4 protein-coding genes are annotated in these 19,176 nt (G+C 68.4%); 1 reads left to right on the top strand and 3 read right to left on the bottom strand.

Going from position 1 to position 19,176, the window contains the following annotated elements; translation table 11 throughout:
- Positions 1–29: 29 nt before the first annotated feature.
- The gene (locus KBZ08_RS15005) at positions 30–1,022 is read right to left on the bottom strand and encodes a zinc-binding alcohol dehydrogenase family protein (protein ID WP_254973984.1); all 993 of its coding nucleotides are present in this window, start codon (positions 1,020–1,022) and stop codon (positions 30–32) included.
- Between the two features lie 10 nt (positions 1,023–1,032).
- On the bottom strand, positions 1,033–1,476 hold the full coding sequence (locus KBZ08_RS15010; protein ID WP_254973986.1) for a hypothetical protein: 444 nt from the start codon (positions 1,474–1,476) through the stop codon (positions 1,033–1,035).
- A gap of 58 nt (positions 1,477–1,534) precedes the next feature.
- On the opposite strand from KBZ08_RS15010, the gene KBZ08_RS15015 reads away from it, so the two are divergent.
- Positions 1,535–3,646 carry a bifunctional aldolase/short-chain dehydrogenase gene (locus KBZ08_RS15015; protein ID WP_254973987.1) on the top strand — a complete coding sequence of 704 codons (2,112 nt, stop codon included), beginning with the start codon at positions 1,535–1,537 and terminating at the stop codon, positions 3,644–3,646.
- A gap of 47 nt (positions 3,647–3,693) precedes the next feature.
- Here the strand turns inward: KBZ08_RS15015 and KBZ08_RS15030 are convergent, their stop codons facing one another.
- A complete protein-coding gene (locus tag KBZ08_RS15030) occupies positions 3,694–19,119 on the bottom strand; it encodes a calcium-binding protein (RefSeq protein WP_315861267.1) in 15,426 nt (5,141 codons plus the stop codon).
- Positions 19,120–19,176: the final 57 nt, after the last annotated feature.

The following is a 19,176-nucleotide window of genomic DNA, read 5'->3' on the forward strand; positions in this document are numbered from 1 at the left end:
CTCCCGAGTGCGGCGGGCGCCCATGGCGTTCAGCCCCAGCCCACCAGCGCGATCTTGCCGATCGTGCTCCCGGAGGCCAGCTGGGCGTGGGCCAGCTCCAGGTTGGCGGCGTTGATGGGGCTCAGGGTGCGGGCCAGGGTGGGGCGCAGCTCGCCGGCCTCGAAGAGCTCGGCGATCCGGTTGAGGATCTCCCCCTGCCGCCCCATGTCGGCGGTCTGGAACTGGGAGCGGGTGAACATGAACTCCCAGGCGAAGGTCACGCTCTTGGACTTGAGCCGATTGAGGTCGAGGGGGTGGCGGTTGCCCACGATCGCCACGATCGAGCCCAGCGGCGCGATCAGTTCGGCCATCACCTCCCAGTAGGCGTCGGTGTCGCTGAAGTTGGCGATCCGATCCACCGCCTTGAAGCCCAGGGCGGCCAGCTGGGGGGTCAGGGGCCGGTGGTGGTCGACGACGTGGTCGGCCCCCAGCTCCCGCACCCAGGCGGCGCTCTCGGGGCGCGAGGCGCTGGCGATCACCACGGCCCCGGCCCGGCGGGCCAGCTGGATGGCGATCGAGCCCACCCCGCCGGCGCCGCCGAGGATCAACAGACTGCGGCCCCGCCCAGTGCCACCGGTTGGATCAAGGTCGAGCCGCTCGAACAGGGATTCCCAGGCCGTCAGCCCCGTCAGCGGCACGCTGGCCGCTTCGGCCCAGGCGAGAGACGCCGGTTTGCGGCCCACCAAGCGCTCGTCCACCAGCACGGCCTCGGCGTTGCAGCCGGCCCGTCCCGCATCGCCGGCGAACATCACCGCATCCCCCACCCGGAAGCGGCCCACCCGCTCCCCCACCGCCGCCACCACCCCGGCGGCGTCCCAGCCCAGCTGCCGGGGCGGATCCCCCACGCCCACGGCGGCCCGCAGCTTGGTGTCGATCGGGTTCACCGCCACCGCCTCGATCCGCACCAGCAGGTCGTGGGGGCCGGGAACGGGCACCTGCAGTTCCGTGTCCACCAGGGCCGGGGTGGCCAGAATTGCTCTCATGGCGGCGGGGTCAGTAGCGGCAGTAGCCCACCTCCCCCTTCAGGGGTGGTTTGCAGGGGAAGCGCAGCGGCACGAAGATCCGGTTGCCGTTGGCCTCGTTGGTGAGGGTGATGTTGCCCTGCACGAAGAGCTCCCGGCGCCAGATCCCCCCCAGCCGGTCGCGCAGCAGGTCGCTGCCGCTGGCGTCCTTGCCCTTGCCGGACACCGACCGGTAGGTCATGGACTGGCCGTCCTTCCAGCGGATCTTCAGGCCGCCGGGGAGCTGCTCATCGACGCAGGCCAGGGGCTTGTCGTTGTACTCACAGTCCTTCCAGCCGTCGCGGGGGATCTGGGGGGGCACGGGCTGCTCGGCCCGGGCGGGGGCCGCCACCCGGCCTCCCACCGCCAGCAGCAGGGGCAGCCACGCCAGGCAGGCCCACGGCTTCAAGACCTGGCGGCGGCAGTCGATGGACACGGGCAGCCCCTGGAGGATCGCTCCCCGTAGTCTCCCCCCAGAGTCCCCGTTTCGCCCCATGGCCGTGCAACATCGCTGGTCGGATGCCGCCGCCCGCGAGGCGATCGCCCGCTACGGCGCCCAGGGGGTGAACGAAGACCTGGCCCTGCGCACCTACACGGCCCGGCTGCTGGGGGCCGACCCCGAGCTGGTGCTGCACGGCGGCGGCAACACCTCGGTGAAGATCACCGTGCACGGGTTGCTGGGCGAGCCGATCCGGGTGCTGTGCGTCAAGGGATCGGGCTGGGACCTGGGCACGATCGAGCCGCCGGGTCATCCGGCGGTGCGGCTGGAGCCCCTGCAGGCCCTGAGGGCCCTGGAGTCCCTCAGCGATGAGGCGATGGTGGCGGCCCAGCGCCAGAACCTGATCGATCCGGCCGCCCCCAACCCCTCGGTGGAGGCGCTGCTGCACGCCTTCCTGCCCCACACCTTCGTCGACCACACCCACTCGATCGCCCTGCTGGCCCTGGCCGACCAGCCCGATGCGGCCGAGGTGTGCCGTGAGGTGTACGGCGATCGGGTGGCCCTGGTGCCTTACGTCATGCCCGGTTTCGCCCTGGCCAAGGCGGCGGCCCTGGCCTATGAGGCCGCGGCCGCCGGCGGTCATGAGCCTGAGGGCATGGTGCTGCTGCAGCACGGCCTGTTCTCCTTCGGGGCGACGGCCGAGCAGAGCTACGACCGGATGATCGACCTGGTGCGGCGGGCCGAGGAGCGCCTGGCCCGGGGCGAGCGCTCGCTCCACACCGTGGCCGTGCCGGAGCGCCCGGCCCCTGCGGCGGCGGTGCTGCCGGTGCTGCGGGGCGCCCTGGGCCGGGCCGCCGTCGCCGCCGGCGTCCGTCCCCACTGGATCCTGGCGCTGCGCGACACGCCCCTGGCCCGCGCCGTCAGCGACGATGCCCGACTGGCCGACTGGGCGACCCGCGGCGTCGCCACCCCCGACCACGTGATCCGCACCAAGGCCCGGCCCCTGGTGCTGCCGCCGCTTCCGGCCGGCGGCGACGGCCTGGCCCTGGCCGCCTGGGGCCAGGCGCTGGAGCAGGCCCTGGAGGCCTACGCGGCCGAGTACCGCGCCTACTTCCAGCGCCAGAACGCCGCCGCCGGAGGCGCCAAGAAGGCGCTCGATCCCCTGCCGCGGGTGGCGGCGATCCCGGGCCTGGGGCTGGTGGGGATCGGCAAGTCGGCCGCCGAGGCGGCCACCGTGGCCGACATCGCCGAGGCCTGGGCCCAGACCCTGCTGGCGGCCGAGGCCATCGGCCGCTTCGCGCCCGTGGGCGAGGCCGACACCTTTGCCATGGAGTACTGGAGCCTGGAGCAGGCCAAGCTCGGCAAGGCGGCCGAGAAGCCCCTGGCCCGCCGGGTGGTGCTGGTGACGGGGGGCGCCGGCGCCATCGGTGCCGCCACCGCCCGGGCCTTCGCCGCCGCCGGGGCCGAGGTGGCCGTGCTCGATCTGGACCAGGAGGCTGCGGCGGCGGTGGCCGCTGCCTGCGGCAAGCGGGCCCTCGCCGCGGCCTGTGACGTCACCGACCCGGCGGCGGTGCGGGCCGCCGTCGCGGCGGTGGCGGCCCATTTCGGCGGCCTCGACATCGTGGTGAGCAATGCCGGTGCCGCCTGGACCGGCCCGATGGCCACCCTGGCCGACGCCGACCTGCGGGCCAGCTTCGAGCTCAACTTCTTCGCCCACCAGAACGTCGCCCAGGCGGCCCTGGCGCTGTTCCGCGCCCAGGACCGCCCCGAGGGCGGCGGCCGCCCAGTGCTGGGGGGCCAGCTGCTGTTCAACGTCAGCAAGCAGGCGCTGAATCCCGGCCCCAACTTCGGCGCCTACGGCATCAGCAAGGCGGCCCTGCTGGCCTTGGTGCGCCAGTACGCCCTGGAGGAAGGCGAGGCGGGGGTGCGGGTGAACGCCATCAACGCCGACCGCATCCGCTCCGGCCTGCTCGACGACAGCATGATCAGGGAACGCTCCGCCGCCCGCGGCCTCAGCGAGGAGCTCTACATGGCCGGCAACCTGCTGGGGGCCGAGGTGCGCGCCAGTGACGTGGCCGACGCCTTCGTGGCCCTGGCGCTGATGGAGCGCACCACCGGCGCCGTGCTCACCGTCGATGGCGGCAACGTGGCGGCGATGGTGCGCTAGGCGCGCCTTTCGGCGCGACGGTGCGGTAAGGGTGCTGCGCGGCGCCGCTAGAGGAACCCATTGATGGTGGCGTTCAGGATGGTGCCGTTGGCGAACTGGAGCCGTTCAATCACGCCCACGTTGTTGTCGTCGTACCAGCTGAAAATGTTGATCCCGCCGCCATCGCTGCCCCCGGGATTGGAGGGGGCAACAATCACCTCGAGTGTGTTTCCGTTGCGGCTGAAGCTCACATCCGCCGGCGTGATGCCGGCGCCGAGAACGATCTGATCGATCGGGCCACCGACACCGGCATCGCCGGTGTCGGCCAGGAAGTCGGTGCCGTCGCCCCGCTGCCAGCGGTAGGTGTCGGCACCGCCGCTGCGGTCCTCGAGCAGGTCGTCGCCGGCGTTGCCGGCCACGTCGTCATCGCCGGCGCCGGAGTAGATCCAGTCGCCGTCGCCCCCACCGGTGATGGTGTCGTTGCCGGCGAGGCCCCAGAGGCTGTTGCGCTGGGTATCGCCGGTGAGGGTGTTGTCGCTGCCGTCGCCGGTCTGCCACTGGCCAACCGGCAGGGAGGCACGAAGATCCGTGGCGCTTCGGGTGGTGGTGTCGAACAGGAAGCGCAGGGTCTCGATCGGCCCGTCGGTGCCACTGGCAGAGAACCCGATGTCGGGATCGAGCAGCCCCCAGAGGGTGACGCCCCAGCTGATGTTCGTGCTGGAGAAGAGCTGGATCCCGTTGCCATCGGCCCGTATCCCGATGCTGGCCGGGTCGATGTCGGCGGTGAGTTCCACCACGTCGCCGGGCTCGTTGGCCACGGGATCAATCAGGAACCGGAACCCATCGCCGCTGCCGATGCGATAGGTGTCGGCTCCGTTGCTGCCGTTGAAGAAGCCATCGCCCTGCAGGCTGATCAGGATGTCGTTGCCGGCCCCGCCATTGAGGTCGTCGTAGCCGCCGCCGCTGCCGTCGAGGACGTCGTTGTCGTCGCCCCCATCCAGCTGGTCCGTGCCGTCACCGCCGATCAGGGTGTCGTTGCCGCCGTTGCCATACACGGTGTCGTTGCCGCCCAGGGCATCGAAGCCGTCGCTGGCGTCGCCCAGGTTCAGCAGGTCGTCGCCTTCGGTGGCCCCGTTGCCGAGGTCATCCACCACGTTGGCGGCAATGGCGGTGCGGTCCCAGACGTCGAAGGTGTCTCCCTGGACGTTCTGGAACAGGATCTCGTCGATGCCGTTGCCGAGGAACCAGTCCCTGACGAGGATCCTGTCGCTGACGGACCCCACCAGTCGCACCACCAGATCCTCACCGCTGCGGGTCAGCTGCACGCCGTTGGCCTCAATGCCCCGCAGCTCCAGCCGATCGGTGTCGTTGCTGTCATCGACCAGGCTGTCGCTGCCGTCGCCCGGGGCGTAGACGTAGGTGTCATGACTGGCGCCGCCGTCGAGCAGGTCATCGCCGCTGCCGCCGGTGAGCAGGTCACTGTCGTCGCCGCCGAAGAGGGTGTCGTTGCCGGCCCCGCCCATCAGGGTGTCGTCGCCGAAGCCCCCCTGGATCAGATCGTTGCCGCCCAGGCCGTCGATGCTGTCATCGCCCTCAGCGCCGAGGAGCACGTCGTCATCGTCGGTGGCCGTCCCGAGGTCGGCGAGGAGCTCCGCCATGGTCACGCTGCTGCCATCGGCGAATTCCAGTCGCTCGATCACCGTGCCCCTGTTGCCGCCGGCCAGGGCATCGAGGATGCGGATGCTGTCGGCGGCGCTGTAGCTCAGCAGCAGGTCGCTGCCGCTGGCCCTCAGCCGGAGGTCGCTGCGCGCCACCCCGGTTCCGAACACGATGCGGTCGGCTGGGCTGCTGTCGGCGAAGCCGTCATCCTGCAAGGTGTCGCTGCCGTCGCCAAGGGAGAAGCGGTAGGTGGTGGCTGCATCGTTGCCGGTGAGCCAGTCATTGCCGGTGCCGCCCCGCTGGTCGATGGCCTGGAGGATCACATCGTCCCCATCCCCCCCCTCCGCCAGCTGGCCGCCGCCGAGCGTGTCGTTGCCGTCGTCCCCATACAGACCAGCGGCTTCCTGGCTGTAGGTGTTCTCGTAGCTCGACCAGAGGCGATCGTTGCCCGCCCCACCCCGCAGCGTGTCGAGGCCGGTGTTGCCCTCGATGCGGTCGTCACCGATGCCGCCGTCGAAGGCCTCCGCCGCGCCGGTGCCATAGATCCAGTCATCCAGGTCAGTGGCTCGCAAGGTGCGGGCCACGATTTCGGCCCTGTTCCAGACGGTGCCGTCGTCGAAGGTGATGAATCCGAGTTCGTACCTGGTGCCATAGAGCTGACTGTCCAGCTCCACCGTCTGGCCGCCGGCCACATAGACCCGTACGTCGGCGTAGCTGTAACGCACCAGGGTCACGTCGGCCGGGGCGGCACCACTGAGCAGCAGGGTGTCGTCGTGGGCGGGGCCGTCAGTGAAGAAGCTGCCGAAGGCCTGGGTCAGGCTGGAGATCACGATCGTGTCGAAGCCACCGTCGGCCCCGACCCGGAAGGTGTCGGCACCGCCGCCGCCGTTGAGGGTGTCGTCGCCGGTGCCGCCATCGAGGGTGTCGTTGTCGTTGTCGACGAACGGAATCGTCGACCCTGAGGCATAGATCTGGTCGTCGCCGGCATCCCCGAACAGCTGATCGGCGCCTGTGCTCCCTTCGAGCGTGTCGTTGCCCTCGTTGCCGTGGAGAGTGTCGTTGCCGCTCTGGCCGCGGAGACGGTCGTTGCCACCCAGGCCGTCGAGGGCATCGGCTGCGCTGGTGCCCACGATGTCGTCGTCGCCATCGGTGCCCGACGAGAGGTTCGCGGCCACCTGCTCGTAGCCCCAGCTGGCATCGGAGAACTCAAGGGTGAAGGGTTGGCCTGCGCCTGCGCTGCCGAAGAAGTTCTCCACCGTCAGCTGGTTGGAGGGGTCAGACCGATCCGTGACCTGCAGGTGGTTGCCCAGGACGTTGAAGCGGAAGGCGCTGGAGGCAAGGCCCTCGAAGCGGAGGGTGTTGGCGAGCTGCCCGGACACGAAGCGATCGCGGATCGTGTCACGCCCGAAGCCGGCCCGGATCACATAGATGTCGGCGCCGCCGGTTCCCACCAGCAGGTCGTCCCCGGTGCCGCCGTCGAAGCTGTCGTTGCCCCCCAGGCCCACCAGGGTGTCGTTGCCGCCGCCGCCCACCAGTGACTCATTGGCCGTGGTGCCGCCGATGGCGTCGTTGCCGCCGGTGGCCAGCAGTGCCTCGCTGGCGATGCGGGCGGCGTCCCAGGTGTCGATCACGCTGCCATTGGCCGCGAGAAAACGGATGCGCTCGATCGCATTGACCGGGCCCGCGCTCTGGTTGAAGACCGTCACCCGGTTGGTGCCGTCGCTGATCGTGAGGGCTCTGCTGGCATCGAACTGGGCGCTGTAGCCGTAGCGCAGCACCAGATCGGCCGGGGTGGTGCCGCCGTAGAACTCGATCGTGTCGGTGCTCCCCGCGGTCCCCGTTTCGCTGATGGTGTCCAGTCCCCAGTCGGGGCCGAATCGGTAGAGGGTGTCGCCGGTCTGCGGGTTGGCGCCGAAGCCATAGCCGCGCAGTTCGTCGTTGCCGGTGCCACCGTCGAGCACGTCGCTGTCGTTGCCGGCCAGCGGAGAGACACTGTTGCCCTGCCCGGCCTGGAGGACGTCGTCGCCGGCGTCGCCGAACAGGGTGTCGTTGCCGGCTCCCCCCACCACGTAGTCGCGGTCGTCACCGCCGCGGACCAGGTCGTTGCCCTCCTCACCATCCAGCTGGACGTCGCCGCCGGGGCCACCATCGATGGTGTCGTTACCGGCCCGTCCGAAGGCGCTGTCGCGGCCCCCCAGGGCATTGATCAGGTCGTCGCCGAGGGTGCCGGTGAGCAGGTCATCTCCCTCGGTGCCTCCGCCGAGGCGTTGCAGCACGTCGTTCTCTAGCCAGGTGGTGCCGTCGGCGAAGACGAAGCGCTCCACCCGGGCCTGGATGGAGAACCAGAACTTCACCAGCAGGCGATCGCCGCCGGCGGTGCGGATCTGCAGGTCGTCGCCGTTGACGCGTGAGAAGCTCAGGTCGGCGGGGGTGAGGCCGGCCCTGAACAGGAGGCGGTCGTTGCCTTCGTTCAGGCTTTCCCTCACCTCGTCGTCACCGTCGCCGGCCCCGAAGCGGTAGGTGTCATCACCCGCTCCGCCGCTGAGGTCGTCGCTGGCGCCGTCACCGACGCCGCCATCGAGGGTGTCGTTGCCCTCCTGGCCGAAGAGGTCGTCCTGGTCGGCGCCGCCATCGAGGCTGTCATTGCCCTTGCCTCCATAGGCAATGTCATTGCCGCCCAGCAGGGAGAAGACGTTGTCGCCGTCGTCGCCGAGGAAATTGTCCGGCCCGGGGCTGCCCTGGCTGGCCCGGGTGAGGATCTCCTCGGTGTTCCAGACCGGGCCGCCGGCGAACTCCACGCTGCCCAGGCGCCCCACCTGGCCTGGGGCCAGGAAGCCCGCCAGCCGCAGGCTGCTGCCATCGGGAGCGAACAGCAGCACGTCGTTGCCCGTGCGCAGCAGGGTGATCTGGGCCTCCGTGAGCCCGGCATCGATCAGCACGCGATCGAGGCCCGGCTGGTTGGAGCTGGAGATCGCCAGATCGGCGCCGCGGCCATTGCCGAAGCGGAAGCTGTCATTCCCCTCGCCGCCGATGAGCGTGTCGTTGTCGATGCCGCCGTCAAGGGTGTCGGCCCCGTCGCCGCCCTGCAGGCTGTCGTTGCCCTGCTGGCCCAGCACGAGGTCGTTGCCGCCGGCAGCGAGCACCGTGTCGTTGCCGGCCAGGGCGTCGATGGTCTCGGAGTTGGCCGTGCCGTAGAGCAGGTCGTTGCCGCCGGTAGGGGCGAACAGCAGCTCACGGATCTGGCTGGGGGTCAGCGTCTGGTCGCTGAACTCGAACCGGTCGATCTGGCGGGCGTTCTGGTCGTCGACGAGGAAGAAGTTGACCACCCGCAGGCTGTCGCCGGTGGCGATCAGGGTCACGAACAGATCGGTGGCGTCGCGGCGGAAGCTCACCTCCGCCCGTGTGATCCCCACGAAGATCGCCGTGTCCACCTTGGTGGTGGAGGGGTCGTTCTGCAGGATCAGATCCTGGCCCCACCCCGGCGCAAACCGGTAGGTGTCATTGCCGGCGGCCCCGTCGAGGGTGTCGTTGCCGGCCAGTCCTTCGAGGGTGTCCGCAGCGGCGGTGCCCAGGAGAATGTCATCGCCGGGGGTGCCCTGCCGTACGGCGGCCAGCATCGCCGCCGTGTCGAGGGCCGTGCTGCCATCGGCGAAGGTGATCCGATCCAGCTGCCAGCCCCCCAGGCCATCGCCGCTGAAGAAGTGGTGGACGCGCACGCTGCCGCCGCCGCTGATGGTGATCAGCAGGTCATCGGCGAGGCGGGTGCCGCGGAAGCCCAGCTCATTGCTGACGACACGGCGCAGGGACAGATCACCGCGGCTGATGCCGGCCCCGAAAGCCAGCACATCGACCCGGCCGGGGCTGTCGTCGCCGTTGTTGATGGTGTCATCGCCGTCGCCGCGTTCGTAGCGGTAGGTGTCGCTGCCGGTGCCGCCGGCGAGGGTGTCGTCGCCGCCGCCACCGCGCAGGTCATCGTCGCCGCTGAAGCCCCGCAGATCGTCAACGCCGGCGCTGCCGACCAGCACCCGGGCGCGCAGCAGGGCCGGCGTCCAGATGCTGCCATCGGCGAAGCGCACCTGCAGCACACCCGCCGGACCCTCTCCATCGCCCACGAAGAAGTTGCGCACCCGCAGGCTGTCGCCGCCGGGCAGCGTCAACAGCAGATCGTCGAAGCCCAGGCCGCTCAGGCGGCTCACCGCCACAGCGTCCGGGGTGATGCCGGCGCCCAGTTCGATCACGTCGCGTTTGCCGTCACCCGTGTCGTAGGCATCGATCAGGTCGTTGCCGTCACCGGCCAGGAACCGGAAGCTGTCGTCACCGCTGCCGCCGGTCAGCAGGTCGTTGCCGGGGCCGCCCCGCAGGGTGTCGTTGCCCCCCTGGCCGTCGATGCTGTCGTTGCCGCCCAGGCCATCGAGGTCGTCGGCCCCCGGGCCACCGAAGAGGGCGTCGTCTCCCCCGGAGGCACTCCGCAGGGCGGCGGCGATGGCGGCGGCATCGAGAACGGCGTCGGCGAAGCGGAGCTCATCGACCCGCGGGGCAGCGCTGAACTGGCCAAGGACCGTCAGGGTTTCACTGCTCGCGGTGATGATCAGCTGGAGATCGTTGCCGGAGCGCCGCACCTGCACCTGGGCGCGGTTGAGGCTGCCCATGTCGACGACATCGCTCTCCGACGCCGGATAGATCGTGTCGTTGCCCGAGCCGGGCCCGAACACGATCGTGTCTCGCCCGGCGCCACCGTCGAGCACGTCATCCCCGGGACCTCCGTCGAGCCGGTCGGCGCCGGCCTCTCCGTAGAGGAGATCATGGCCATCCCCGCCCAGCAGGGTGTCGTCGCCGCTGCCCCCCTGCAGCTGGTCGTTGTCGGCATCGCCGGCGAGGGTGTCGTTGCCGGCCAGGCCCAGCAGGGTGTCATCCCCTGCCAGCCCGGCGAGGGCTTCCGCCTCCTGCGTGCCGGTGAGCACGTCGGCGGCGGCCGTGGCCCCTGCGGACCGCGCCACGATCTCCGGGTAGCTCCACACGGTGCCCGGTTCGGCTTCGAAGGCCACCCGATCGATCCGCCAGAACCCCTCGGCGCCGTCGAGGAAGAAGTTGTCCACCTGGAGGCTGTCGCTGCCGACAGTCAGGTAGAGCGTGTTGCCGCGACGGCTGGCCCGCACCTGGGCCGGGGTGATGCCGGCGGCGAACAGGATCGTGTCGATCCGGCCCGCGGCCGGATCCTCGTTCTCGATGCGGTCGCTGCCGAAGCCCGGTCCGAACCGGTAGGTGTCGTTGCCGGGGCCGGCCCGGAGCCGGTCGTTGCCGCCGCCAGCCTCGATGGTGTCGTCACCGGCATGGCCGGTGATCGCATCGGCGCCCAGGGTGCCGAGCAGGGCCCGCTGCCGCAGGGTGGCCAGATCCCAGACGGTGCCGGCGGCATCGCCGAACGCCACGCTGCTGATGGCCGCCGCGGTGCTGGCTTCGGCCCGGAAGTGGCCCATCACCCGCAGGCTGTCGGGGCCCCGCAGCAGCAGCAGATCGTCGCCGGAACGGCGCACCACCACGTCGGCGGGGTCGACATCGGCGGCGAACAGGATCCGGTCCCGGCCCGCCACGCTGTCACCGTTGTCGATCAGGTCCTGCCCCCAGCTGCCGCTGAAGAGATAGGAGTCGGCGCCGTCGCCGCCGGTGAGCTGGTCGTTGCCGCCGTTGCCGATGAGGGTGTCATCGCCGCCATGGCCATCGATGAAGTCGTTGCCGGCGAGTCCATCGATGCGTTCCCCCGGATCGAAGCCGTGCAGGTTGTCGTTGCCGGAGGTGGCGGTGAGAATGGCGGCCCGCACGTCGGCGGCGGTCCAGACCGTGCCCGGTTCGTCGCTGAACGCGATCCGCTCCAGGGTGCTGGCGCTGTCGCCGCTGCCCCTGAAGTGATCCAGCACGGTGACCACGGGCCCCCTGGTAACGCTCAGCACCAGGTCGTTGCCGCTGCGGTCGATGCGCACGGCGGCCGAGGCGATGCCGGGCCCGAAGCGCAGCACGTCGGTCTCCCGCTGGTCCGGATCGCTGGCATCAAGCCTGAGCCACTGGTCGCGCAGGTCCACCACCAGGGTGTCGGCCCCGGCGCCGAGCGTGACGCGGTCGCTGCCGCCGCCGGAGAGGACGCTGTCGTCGCCTTCGCCACCCTGGAGGTCGTCGTTACCCGCCTGGCCGAGCAACGTGTCGTTGCCGGTGCCACCGATCAGGGTGTCGTCGTCGTCGCCCCCCTCCAGCCGGTCGTCCTCCGTGCCGCCGTCGAGCCGGTCGGCTTCACTGCCGCCGATCAGGGTGTCATCGCCTTGGTCGCCGCTGAGGTTGTCGGCCGAGCTGCCGCCCGAGAGCCGATCGTCACCGGCGCCCCCGTCGATCGTGTCGCTGCCGGCCCCCCCTTCCACCGTGTCGGCCGTGGAAGCGAGCTGCAGCCGGTCGTGCCCGGGGGTGGCCAGCTGGGTGCGGCGCAGGAGCTCAGCGGTGTCCCAGCTCTCGCCGCCGGAGAACAGCACCCCATCGAGGCCGCCGCCGCCGCTGGCGAAGTGGGCGAGCACCCGCAATTGATCGCCGCTGCTCTCCGCCGTTCCAGGCTGGCCTGCCGCCGCCACCAGGAGCAGCAGGTCGTCGCCCTCGCGCCTGACGATCACCGCCTCCGGGGCGATGCCGGCACCGAAGCGCAGGCGGTCGATCGTGACGGAGCCGTCGCCATTGCTGATCGTGTCGCTGCCATCGCCACGGGCGAAGTCGTAGAGGTCTGAGCCGGCGCCGCCCTCGAGGAGATCGCGCCCGGGCCCGCCGATGAGGGTGTCGTCGCCTACGCCGCCCAGCAGCGTGTCGCGGCCGAGGCCACCGCCCAGGAGATCGCCGTCGGGGCCCCCCTCAAGCCGTTCGTCATCGTCGGGGGTGCCAGTCACCCGTGTGGAGGCCGGCGTGAAGGGGGCGCTCAGGCGGGCCCGCACCTGATCGGCCGTCAGCTCGGTGCCATCGGCGAAGCGGAAGCGGGCGAGGGGCACGGCATCGGCGGCGAACCAGCCCTGCAGCACCAGTCGATCGTCGCTGGCGCCCACTTGCAGCACCAGGGCATCACCGTCGCGGGCAGCCCGCAGGTCGGCGGCCAGGATGCCGGCACCGAACTGGAGGCTCTCTTCGAAGCCCGAGCTGCCGGCATCGGTGATGACGTCGATGCCATCCCCCAGTTCGAAGCGGTAGGTGTCGTAGCCGGCGCCGCCGGTGAGCGTGTCGCGGCCGGCGCCGCCGGCGAGCAGGTCATCGCCGGCCCCGCCGTCGAGGCTGTCGTGGCCGCCGCCGCCGAGCAGGCTGTCGTAGCCCAGGCCACCGCGCAGCTGGTCACCCTCGTCGCCGCCGGCCAGCGTGTCGTCGCCGCTGCCGCCATCGAGGACGTCCCGTCCCTCGCCGCCGTTGATCTGGTCCTCACCGGCGAGTCCCAGCACGGTGTCGTCGCCGAGGCCGGCATCGATGACGTCGTCGCCGGGGGTGCCGCTGATCGCCTCACTGCGGCCGTCAGCGGCGGTCAGCCGCTCGGCGATGGCCAGGGAGTCCAGCAGGCTGCCGTCGGCGAACTCGATGGCGTCAAGGCCGGCCTGGAGGGAGCCGTCGGCACCGAAGGCCCCGGCCACGCGGATCTGGTCGGCGCCATGGCTCAGGCGCACGATCAGGGCGGTGCCGTCGCGCTCGAAATCCAGGTCGGCGGCGCTGATGCCCGGTCCCAGCAGCAGGGTGTTGCTGCCCTCGCCGTCGCCGATGGTGTCGCTGCCGTCGCCGCGTGAGAAGCGGTAGAGGTCGTTGCCGGCGCCGCCCAGCAGCAGGTCGTCACCGCTGCCGCCCTCCAGCACGTCGTCGCCGCCGTCGCCGCGCAGCACGTCGTTGCCCCCCCGGCCCAGCAGCAGGTCGTTCCCGTCCTGGCCGGACAAGTTGTCGGCGCTGCCCGTCCCCACGAAGCTGTCGTCGGCGCTCTGGCCCACCAGGGCTCGCCGGTTATCAGTGGGCAGCAGGGTGTAGCCGCCGGCGCTGTAGCCGGCGTAAAGCCTGGGCTCCCCGGCATCGCTGGTGTACACCGAGGAGGAGAGCAGCAGATCGATCAGCTCCGGGGTGCGATCGGCGGCGGCCACCAGGTCGGCCAGCAGTTCGGCCCCGTGCCAGCGCCGGTCGATGCCGTACCGGCGGGCGATGAAGGTGTTCAGGTCGATGAGATCCCCGATGGCGGTGATCGGATCGATGGCGGCCCGGCTGCGCAGGCTGGATTCGATCTGGGAGAAGGCCGCGGCCTGATCCACCGATTCCCCCTGCAGGGGCGCCAGCACCGACGCCAGGCGTGTCTGGGCCACCAGTTCCTCGTAGACCTGCTGGCGCAGGGCTTCATAGCGGCCCTGGAGGGCATGGCCGAGGTGGGAGGCGCGCCAGACGATGTGAACGGTGGGGGTGACGCTGCTGGCATCGAGCCGCAGCGAGCCCTCCAGCGAAGCGGTGGGCCATACCTCACCAGGGAGCACGTGGAAGTAGTCGCCGCTCATGGCCTCGATCACGAACAGGCGTGATTCGAAGTAGTCGACGTACGCCTCCCAGGTGATGGGATCGAAGGCACCCCGCACCCAGCCCTGCTGACCGGTGAAGACGGAGCTGCCTTCCTGCCAGCTCTGATAGGGCCGGTCGCCGGGGCGGGCGTAGTAGTAGTGCCCGGGCCGCTCGAACTGGTCGTAGACCACGGCAAACCCCTGGGCCGCCCCCCGTTCCCGCAGGGGGGTCATGTCGGAACTGCGGGCCCAGGCGTGGAGCAGGGCATCGATGGCGTTCTGCTGGCCGGCGCGGTCGAGGCTGCCGAAGGCGGCCAGCTGGGTGGCCAGGTCGCTGGAGAGGGACGCGGCGCTGTGCAGATCCCGGACCCGGCCGCTGCCCTGCAGGGTGGGCAGATCGGCCACGGACGGATCGATCGGCACCGGCGGCAGTTGCTGGTTGGAGAGATCCACGCCCAGGTCGATGTCGGCCGTGCTGCCCACCACCGCCGAGCTGCCGCTGCGGCCATCGGCGTAGAGGAAGGTGCCGAGATCGGCCACCTGGTTGCCGTTGGCGAGCGCCTGGCGGTTGCCCGTGTTGGTGACCCGCAGGGCGGCGATACCCAGCTCGCTCAGGCTGGCGAGTTCGTTCGCCTCGGAAACGCCGTTCTGGTTCAGGTCGCGCCAGATCCGCAGGTCGCCGAAGCGTGCGTCGCGGGCATCGACCCAGCCATCGCGGTTGGTGTCCTCCTGGTTGAGGGCATCGAAGCCATCGATGGCGGTTCCCCCGAAGGACAGCGGAGTGGAATCGCCGAACAGCTCCTGGCCTGAGTCGATCCTGCCGTTGCCGTTGCGATCCAGGGCGAGGAAGCCGTCGTCGGGTAACACCCAGCCGGTGCGAAGCGGGACGCCGTTGCCCTTCTGGTCGAAGTAGACGGTGTTGGCCGGGTCATCGGGGCCGATGGTTTCGATGCCGTCGCCGTCAAGATCCAGAACCAGGGGATCCGTTCGGGCGGGAACCAGTTTGGTCTTGGGCGGTTTGTTGGGGTCGGCTTCGTCATCTGTGAGGGTGATGCCGAGATCGCCGTTCTTCCATTTCTTGATGATGAGGTGTTCGTCGCTGCCGTTGCGGATCACTTCGAGACGATCACCGAGCCACAGGTATTTGATGCCCTGGCCGTTGTCGGTGTAGTAGACGGAGGTGCCATCTTTGTAGCCGCGGCTGAGTTTCTTGCCGTCAAATTCGACCGATCCTTCGCCATCGAAGTCCTGGATCTCCGTCTTGCCGGTCACGATGTAGCGATCAACGCCCGAACCGCCGTAGACATGGTCTTCCGAGTCGGCGTAGAGGATGTCGTCGCCGGCGCCGCCGTACACCAGGTCTTTCCCTTTGCCTCTGGCATCGACCTTGTCGTCGCCTTCATCGGCGAGGAAGACGTCGTCGCCATCGGCGCCTTTCATGATGTCTCGGCCGTAACTGCCAAGCAGAAAGCCGTTGGCAGGATCAGAGCCTGTGATCTCCACGACGGCAGGTGTTCGCGTGGCAAGGGCCCAGGATCCAGCAGTTTCAAACAGGGAAATCGTTATCTTTTCCGAGCCAAAATCCTGGATTTCAGCCTTAATTCTGTAGGCAACGTATGCTTTCAGTGAGTTGTAGCCTTCGGATTCTGCTGGCGCAAGTCTGTCAACGAGTCGTGTCTTGTTGATGGTGATGGATCCACGCCCGGCGCTGAGAAGCGTGGGGAAGTCGCTGGCGAGTCGGTCAAATGTCCTGTAGTAATTAATAGCGAGTTGGATCAGGCCTTGGATGATGGGAAGAGCGTTCTTTTCGAATTCTTTGTTGAGGTTCTCGACGCTTCCTGTTTTTGGATTGGTTACAGTCAGTTCGCCAGGAATGTAGTTTTCGGGTACCTCTTGCTCCGTGTAGGGCACGTCAGTCTTGATTTTGTCGATCTCGCTGAGGAATGGCGCTAGCAGATGTCCCCAAGTGGTCACTCCGCCGACTGATACTGGTGCATATGTGACATGTTCGAGAAACGAAGTCTTAGGGTCGTCGTAACCCTTCTCCTCAACCTTGCTGTTGAAAACCTCAGGGATGAATTGCCAGAGTCTGCGGGCTATTCCTGTGATCCGTGCATCGGCAAAATAGGCATTCCATAACGTTCCTGTGTGGAGGTCCCAGCTGGCAAAGCCTGTGTTCTCGTCGCGCCAGTAATCGCCAAACCACCAGGGACCACCCACGTGTCCCATGTCGATTCCGACCATTTTCTCCCTGTTGATCCGCATGGGTACAAAGGGATCGAGGGAGAGAAATTCACCGGGTTTGTTATAGCCTCTGACATTTTCGAATCTAGTGGCAAGATCAGGGTTGCTGGCCACAAGGCCAGCAGCGGTCATCCAATTGGCAGGAATTCCACCACTGAGAATGATTCCGCTATTGAAAAACTTGGGAATCAGAGAAAAGATGGCTCCCCAGGATTCAGGCGTTCCAAGCAGTCCTTGTAGCTCAGCTTGCGTTGGGAGAACTTCAAGATTCAAGTTTTCCCTGATCAGCATGCCGTGGAGTTCTGACGCGTATTCTGTCAACTTAGGCAATGTCAATCCGGAGCCTTTCCCCTGTATGTATGCTTCTGCGTAAGCAACGATGCTGTCGACAGAATCAGGGCTGAAGGTGATGAAGCGGAAGGGAGCCGAGTCGAAGGCGATGGCTGGGTGGTCAAAAAGGATTCCCATGACGGATGCAAGCCCTCCGCCAAGAGAATGCCCGGTAAATGTTATATTTGGATTGAAGCTCGGATCCTTTGCCTTATCAATTTCGATTTGCAGCAGTGTGTTGATATAAAGCTCGGTTGCGCCTGCGATCTGATCTACTTTCCCGAAGTACTGGTTGAAGTCCTGTACGAAATCGACATCTTCATCCGTGCCTGCAAATGCGACGACGATGTCATTGCCGCGTTTCAGGGTGAAACCCTCGAAGCCGTTGGAAGTGCCTCGATAACTTAGTTGTGCATATACCTCGAAACCCATGGCCTCAAGGCTTGGCAGGTTATTTTGGTTGTTACGTGCAAAACGGTGGGCATAGCCTGTCATCAGGGCGTATTCCGCATCCGTCACCCCACCGGCCACTGCCTGCTCCTCTCGCGTCACCACCAGCGAACCGGCCGTGCTCTCATTCCCGGCCTCATCGGTGGCGGTGGCCGAAAGGTTGTTGACGCCTACCGTCAGCTGCACCTGAAAGATGGCCCTTCCGGCCACGACCTTCTGGCTCTGCCCGGCCAGCTTGATGGTGCTGTCGGATTCGGCGGTCACCACAATTGTGGCGGTGGCCACCTTGGTGATGTTGTCCCCTTTGGGATCGCTGTCGGAACTCGGATCCAGTGTCAGAACCGGGGCATCCGGCTTCTGGGTGTCCAGCTTGAGAGCAAGGGTGCCGGCGTCGCTTTCATTGCCGGCACCATCGGTGACCTTGGCCGAGAGATTGTTTGTCCCCTCGGTCAGATTCACGGTGAACCGTGCCTTGCCATCGGCGCCGGCCTGAGCCGATTGGGTTCCCAGCTTGACGGTGGCGTCCTTCTCCGCCGCCACCTCCACAGTGACACTCGCCTTGTTGGTGAGCTTGTCCCCCTTGGTGCCGCTGTCGGAGGCCGGATCCAGGGTCAGCGTCGGTGCGTTGGGCTGCTCGGTGTCGAGCGTGATCTCCAGGGTGCCGGCTTCGCTTTCGTTGCCGGCCACGTCCTTGGTTTTCGCCGAAAGAGTGTTCTTCCCTTCCTGCAAGGCCACGGTGAACACCACCTTGCCGCTGGCCCCCACCGTTTTCTCGTCCGTCCCCAGGGTGACGGTGCTGTCCGGTTCGGCCTCCACCTCGATCGTCACCGAGGTCTTGTTGGTGATGTCGTCGTCGTCTTTTTCGCCGCTGTCGGAGGCTTTGGCGAGGTCGAGAACGGGTTTGGCCGGACGGTTGGCGTCGAGCGTCAGCTCCAGGCTGCCGGCATCGCTCTGATTGCCGGCCACGTCGGTGGCGGTGGCGGAGAGGGTGTTGGTGCCGTCACTGAGGTTGACGGTGAACACGGCGCTGCCATCGGCCCCCGCCTTCTGCTGGTCGGTGCCGAGGGTGACGGTGCTGCCCGCTTCGGCCCTCACCAGCACCTGGACGCTGGCTTCCTTGGTGATCTTGTCGTCGTTCCTGCTGCCGGTATCGAAATTCGGATCCAGGCTGAGCGAGGCCGCCGCAGGCTTTTCGGTGTCCCGCACCACCACGAGCGAACCGCTGCCGGTGTTGCCCGCCTTGTCTTCGGCGGTGGCAGTGAAGCTGTTGTTGCCTTCGCTGGTCAGGTCAACCTGGAACGTGAGCGGCGAGCCGGTGGATTCCTTTGTCTGGCCACCCAGGCTGACGGTGGTACCGGCCTCAGCGGTGACGCTGATGCTGACGCGGCCCTTGTTGGTGATGCCGTCATCGTTCGCCTCGCCGCTGTCGGAGGCGGGGTCGAGGGACACCAGGGGTGCGGCGGGCGGATCCTCGTCCACTTCCACCACCAGGCTTCCCTGGGCGCTGACGTTGCCGGCCTGATCGCGTGCCGTGGCCACGAGGACGTTGGAGCCAGGGGTGAGGACCACCTGGAAGCTGGCGCTGCCGCCGATGGCCACCTGGCTCTGGCCTGCCAGCGAGACCGTGCTGCCGCTCTCGGCGTTCACCTGGACCGTGACCGTGCGCAGCCTGGTGAGGTTGTCTCCCGCCACCCCGGTGTCGGAGGCTGGCGCCAGGTTCAGTACGGGCGGCAGTGGAGCGTTGCCGTCCACGCCCACCACCAGAATCCCGGCGGCACTTTGGTTGCCGGCCGCATCGGTGGAGGTGGCGCTGAAGGTGTTTCCCCCCTGCAGCAGAACCACCGGGAAGCGAGCCGTGCCGTTGGCCACCACCTGGCTGCGGCCGTCGTTGAGACGGACGGTGCTGCCGTTCTCGGCGCTCACCACCAGCGCGGTGCTGCCCCCGCTGCCGGGAGCCAAGGAGAGGAGCGGCGCGGGCGGTGGTGTGGCATCGCGCAGCACCACGAGGGTGCCTGAACTGCTGACGTTGCCGGCAGCGTCGGAGGCGGTGGCGGTGAAGGTGTTGGAGCCTTCCGCAAGGGTCACCTGGAAGGAGGCACGTCCAGCGGAGGCCACCTGGCTCTGGTTGCCGAGGGAGACGGTGCTGCCGTTCTCGGCGGCCACGAGGAGGGTGGCACTGGCGGCGTTGGTGCGGTTGTCGCCCCGGTTGCCGCTGTCGGAGGCGGGGTCGAGGGAGAGCACCGGTGTGGCTGGTGGGGAGCCATCGCGCACCACCACCAGCGAGCCGGCGCCACTGACAAGGCCGGCGGCGTCGGTGGCGGTGGCGGCAAGGGT

Source organism: Cyanobium sp. Candia 9D4 (assembly GCF_024346155.1).
GTDB lineage: Bacteria > Cyanobacteriota > Cyanobacteriia > PCC-6307 > Cyanobiaceae > Cyanobium > Cyanobium minutissimum.

Excerpts from the sequence above, each read along its gene's own strand:
- KBZ08_RS15015 (WP_254973987.1), top strand. The coding sequence starts at position 1,535 with ATGGCCGTGCAACATCGCTGGTCGGATGCCGCCGCCCGCGAGGCGATC.
- KBZ08_RS15005 (WP_254973984.1), bottom strand. The coding sequence starts at position 1,022 with ATGAGAGCAATTCTGGCCACCCCGGCCCTGGTGGACACGGAACTGCAG.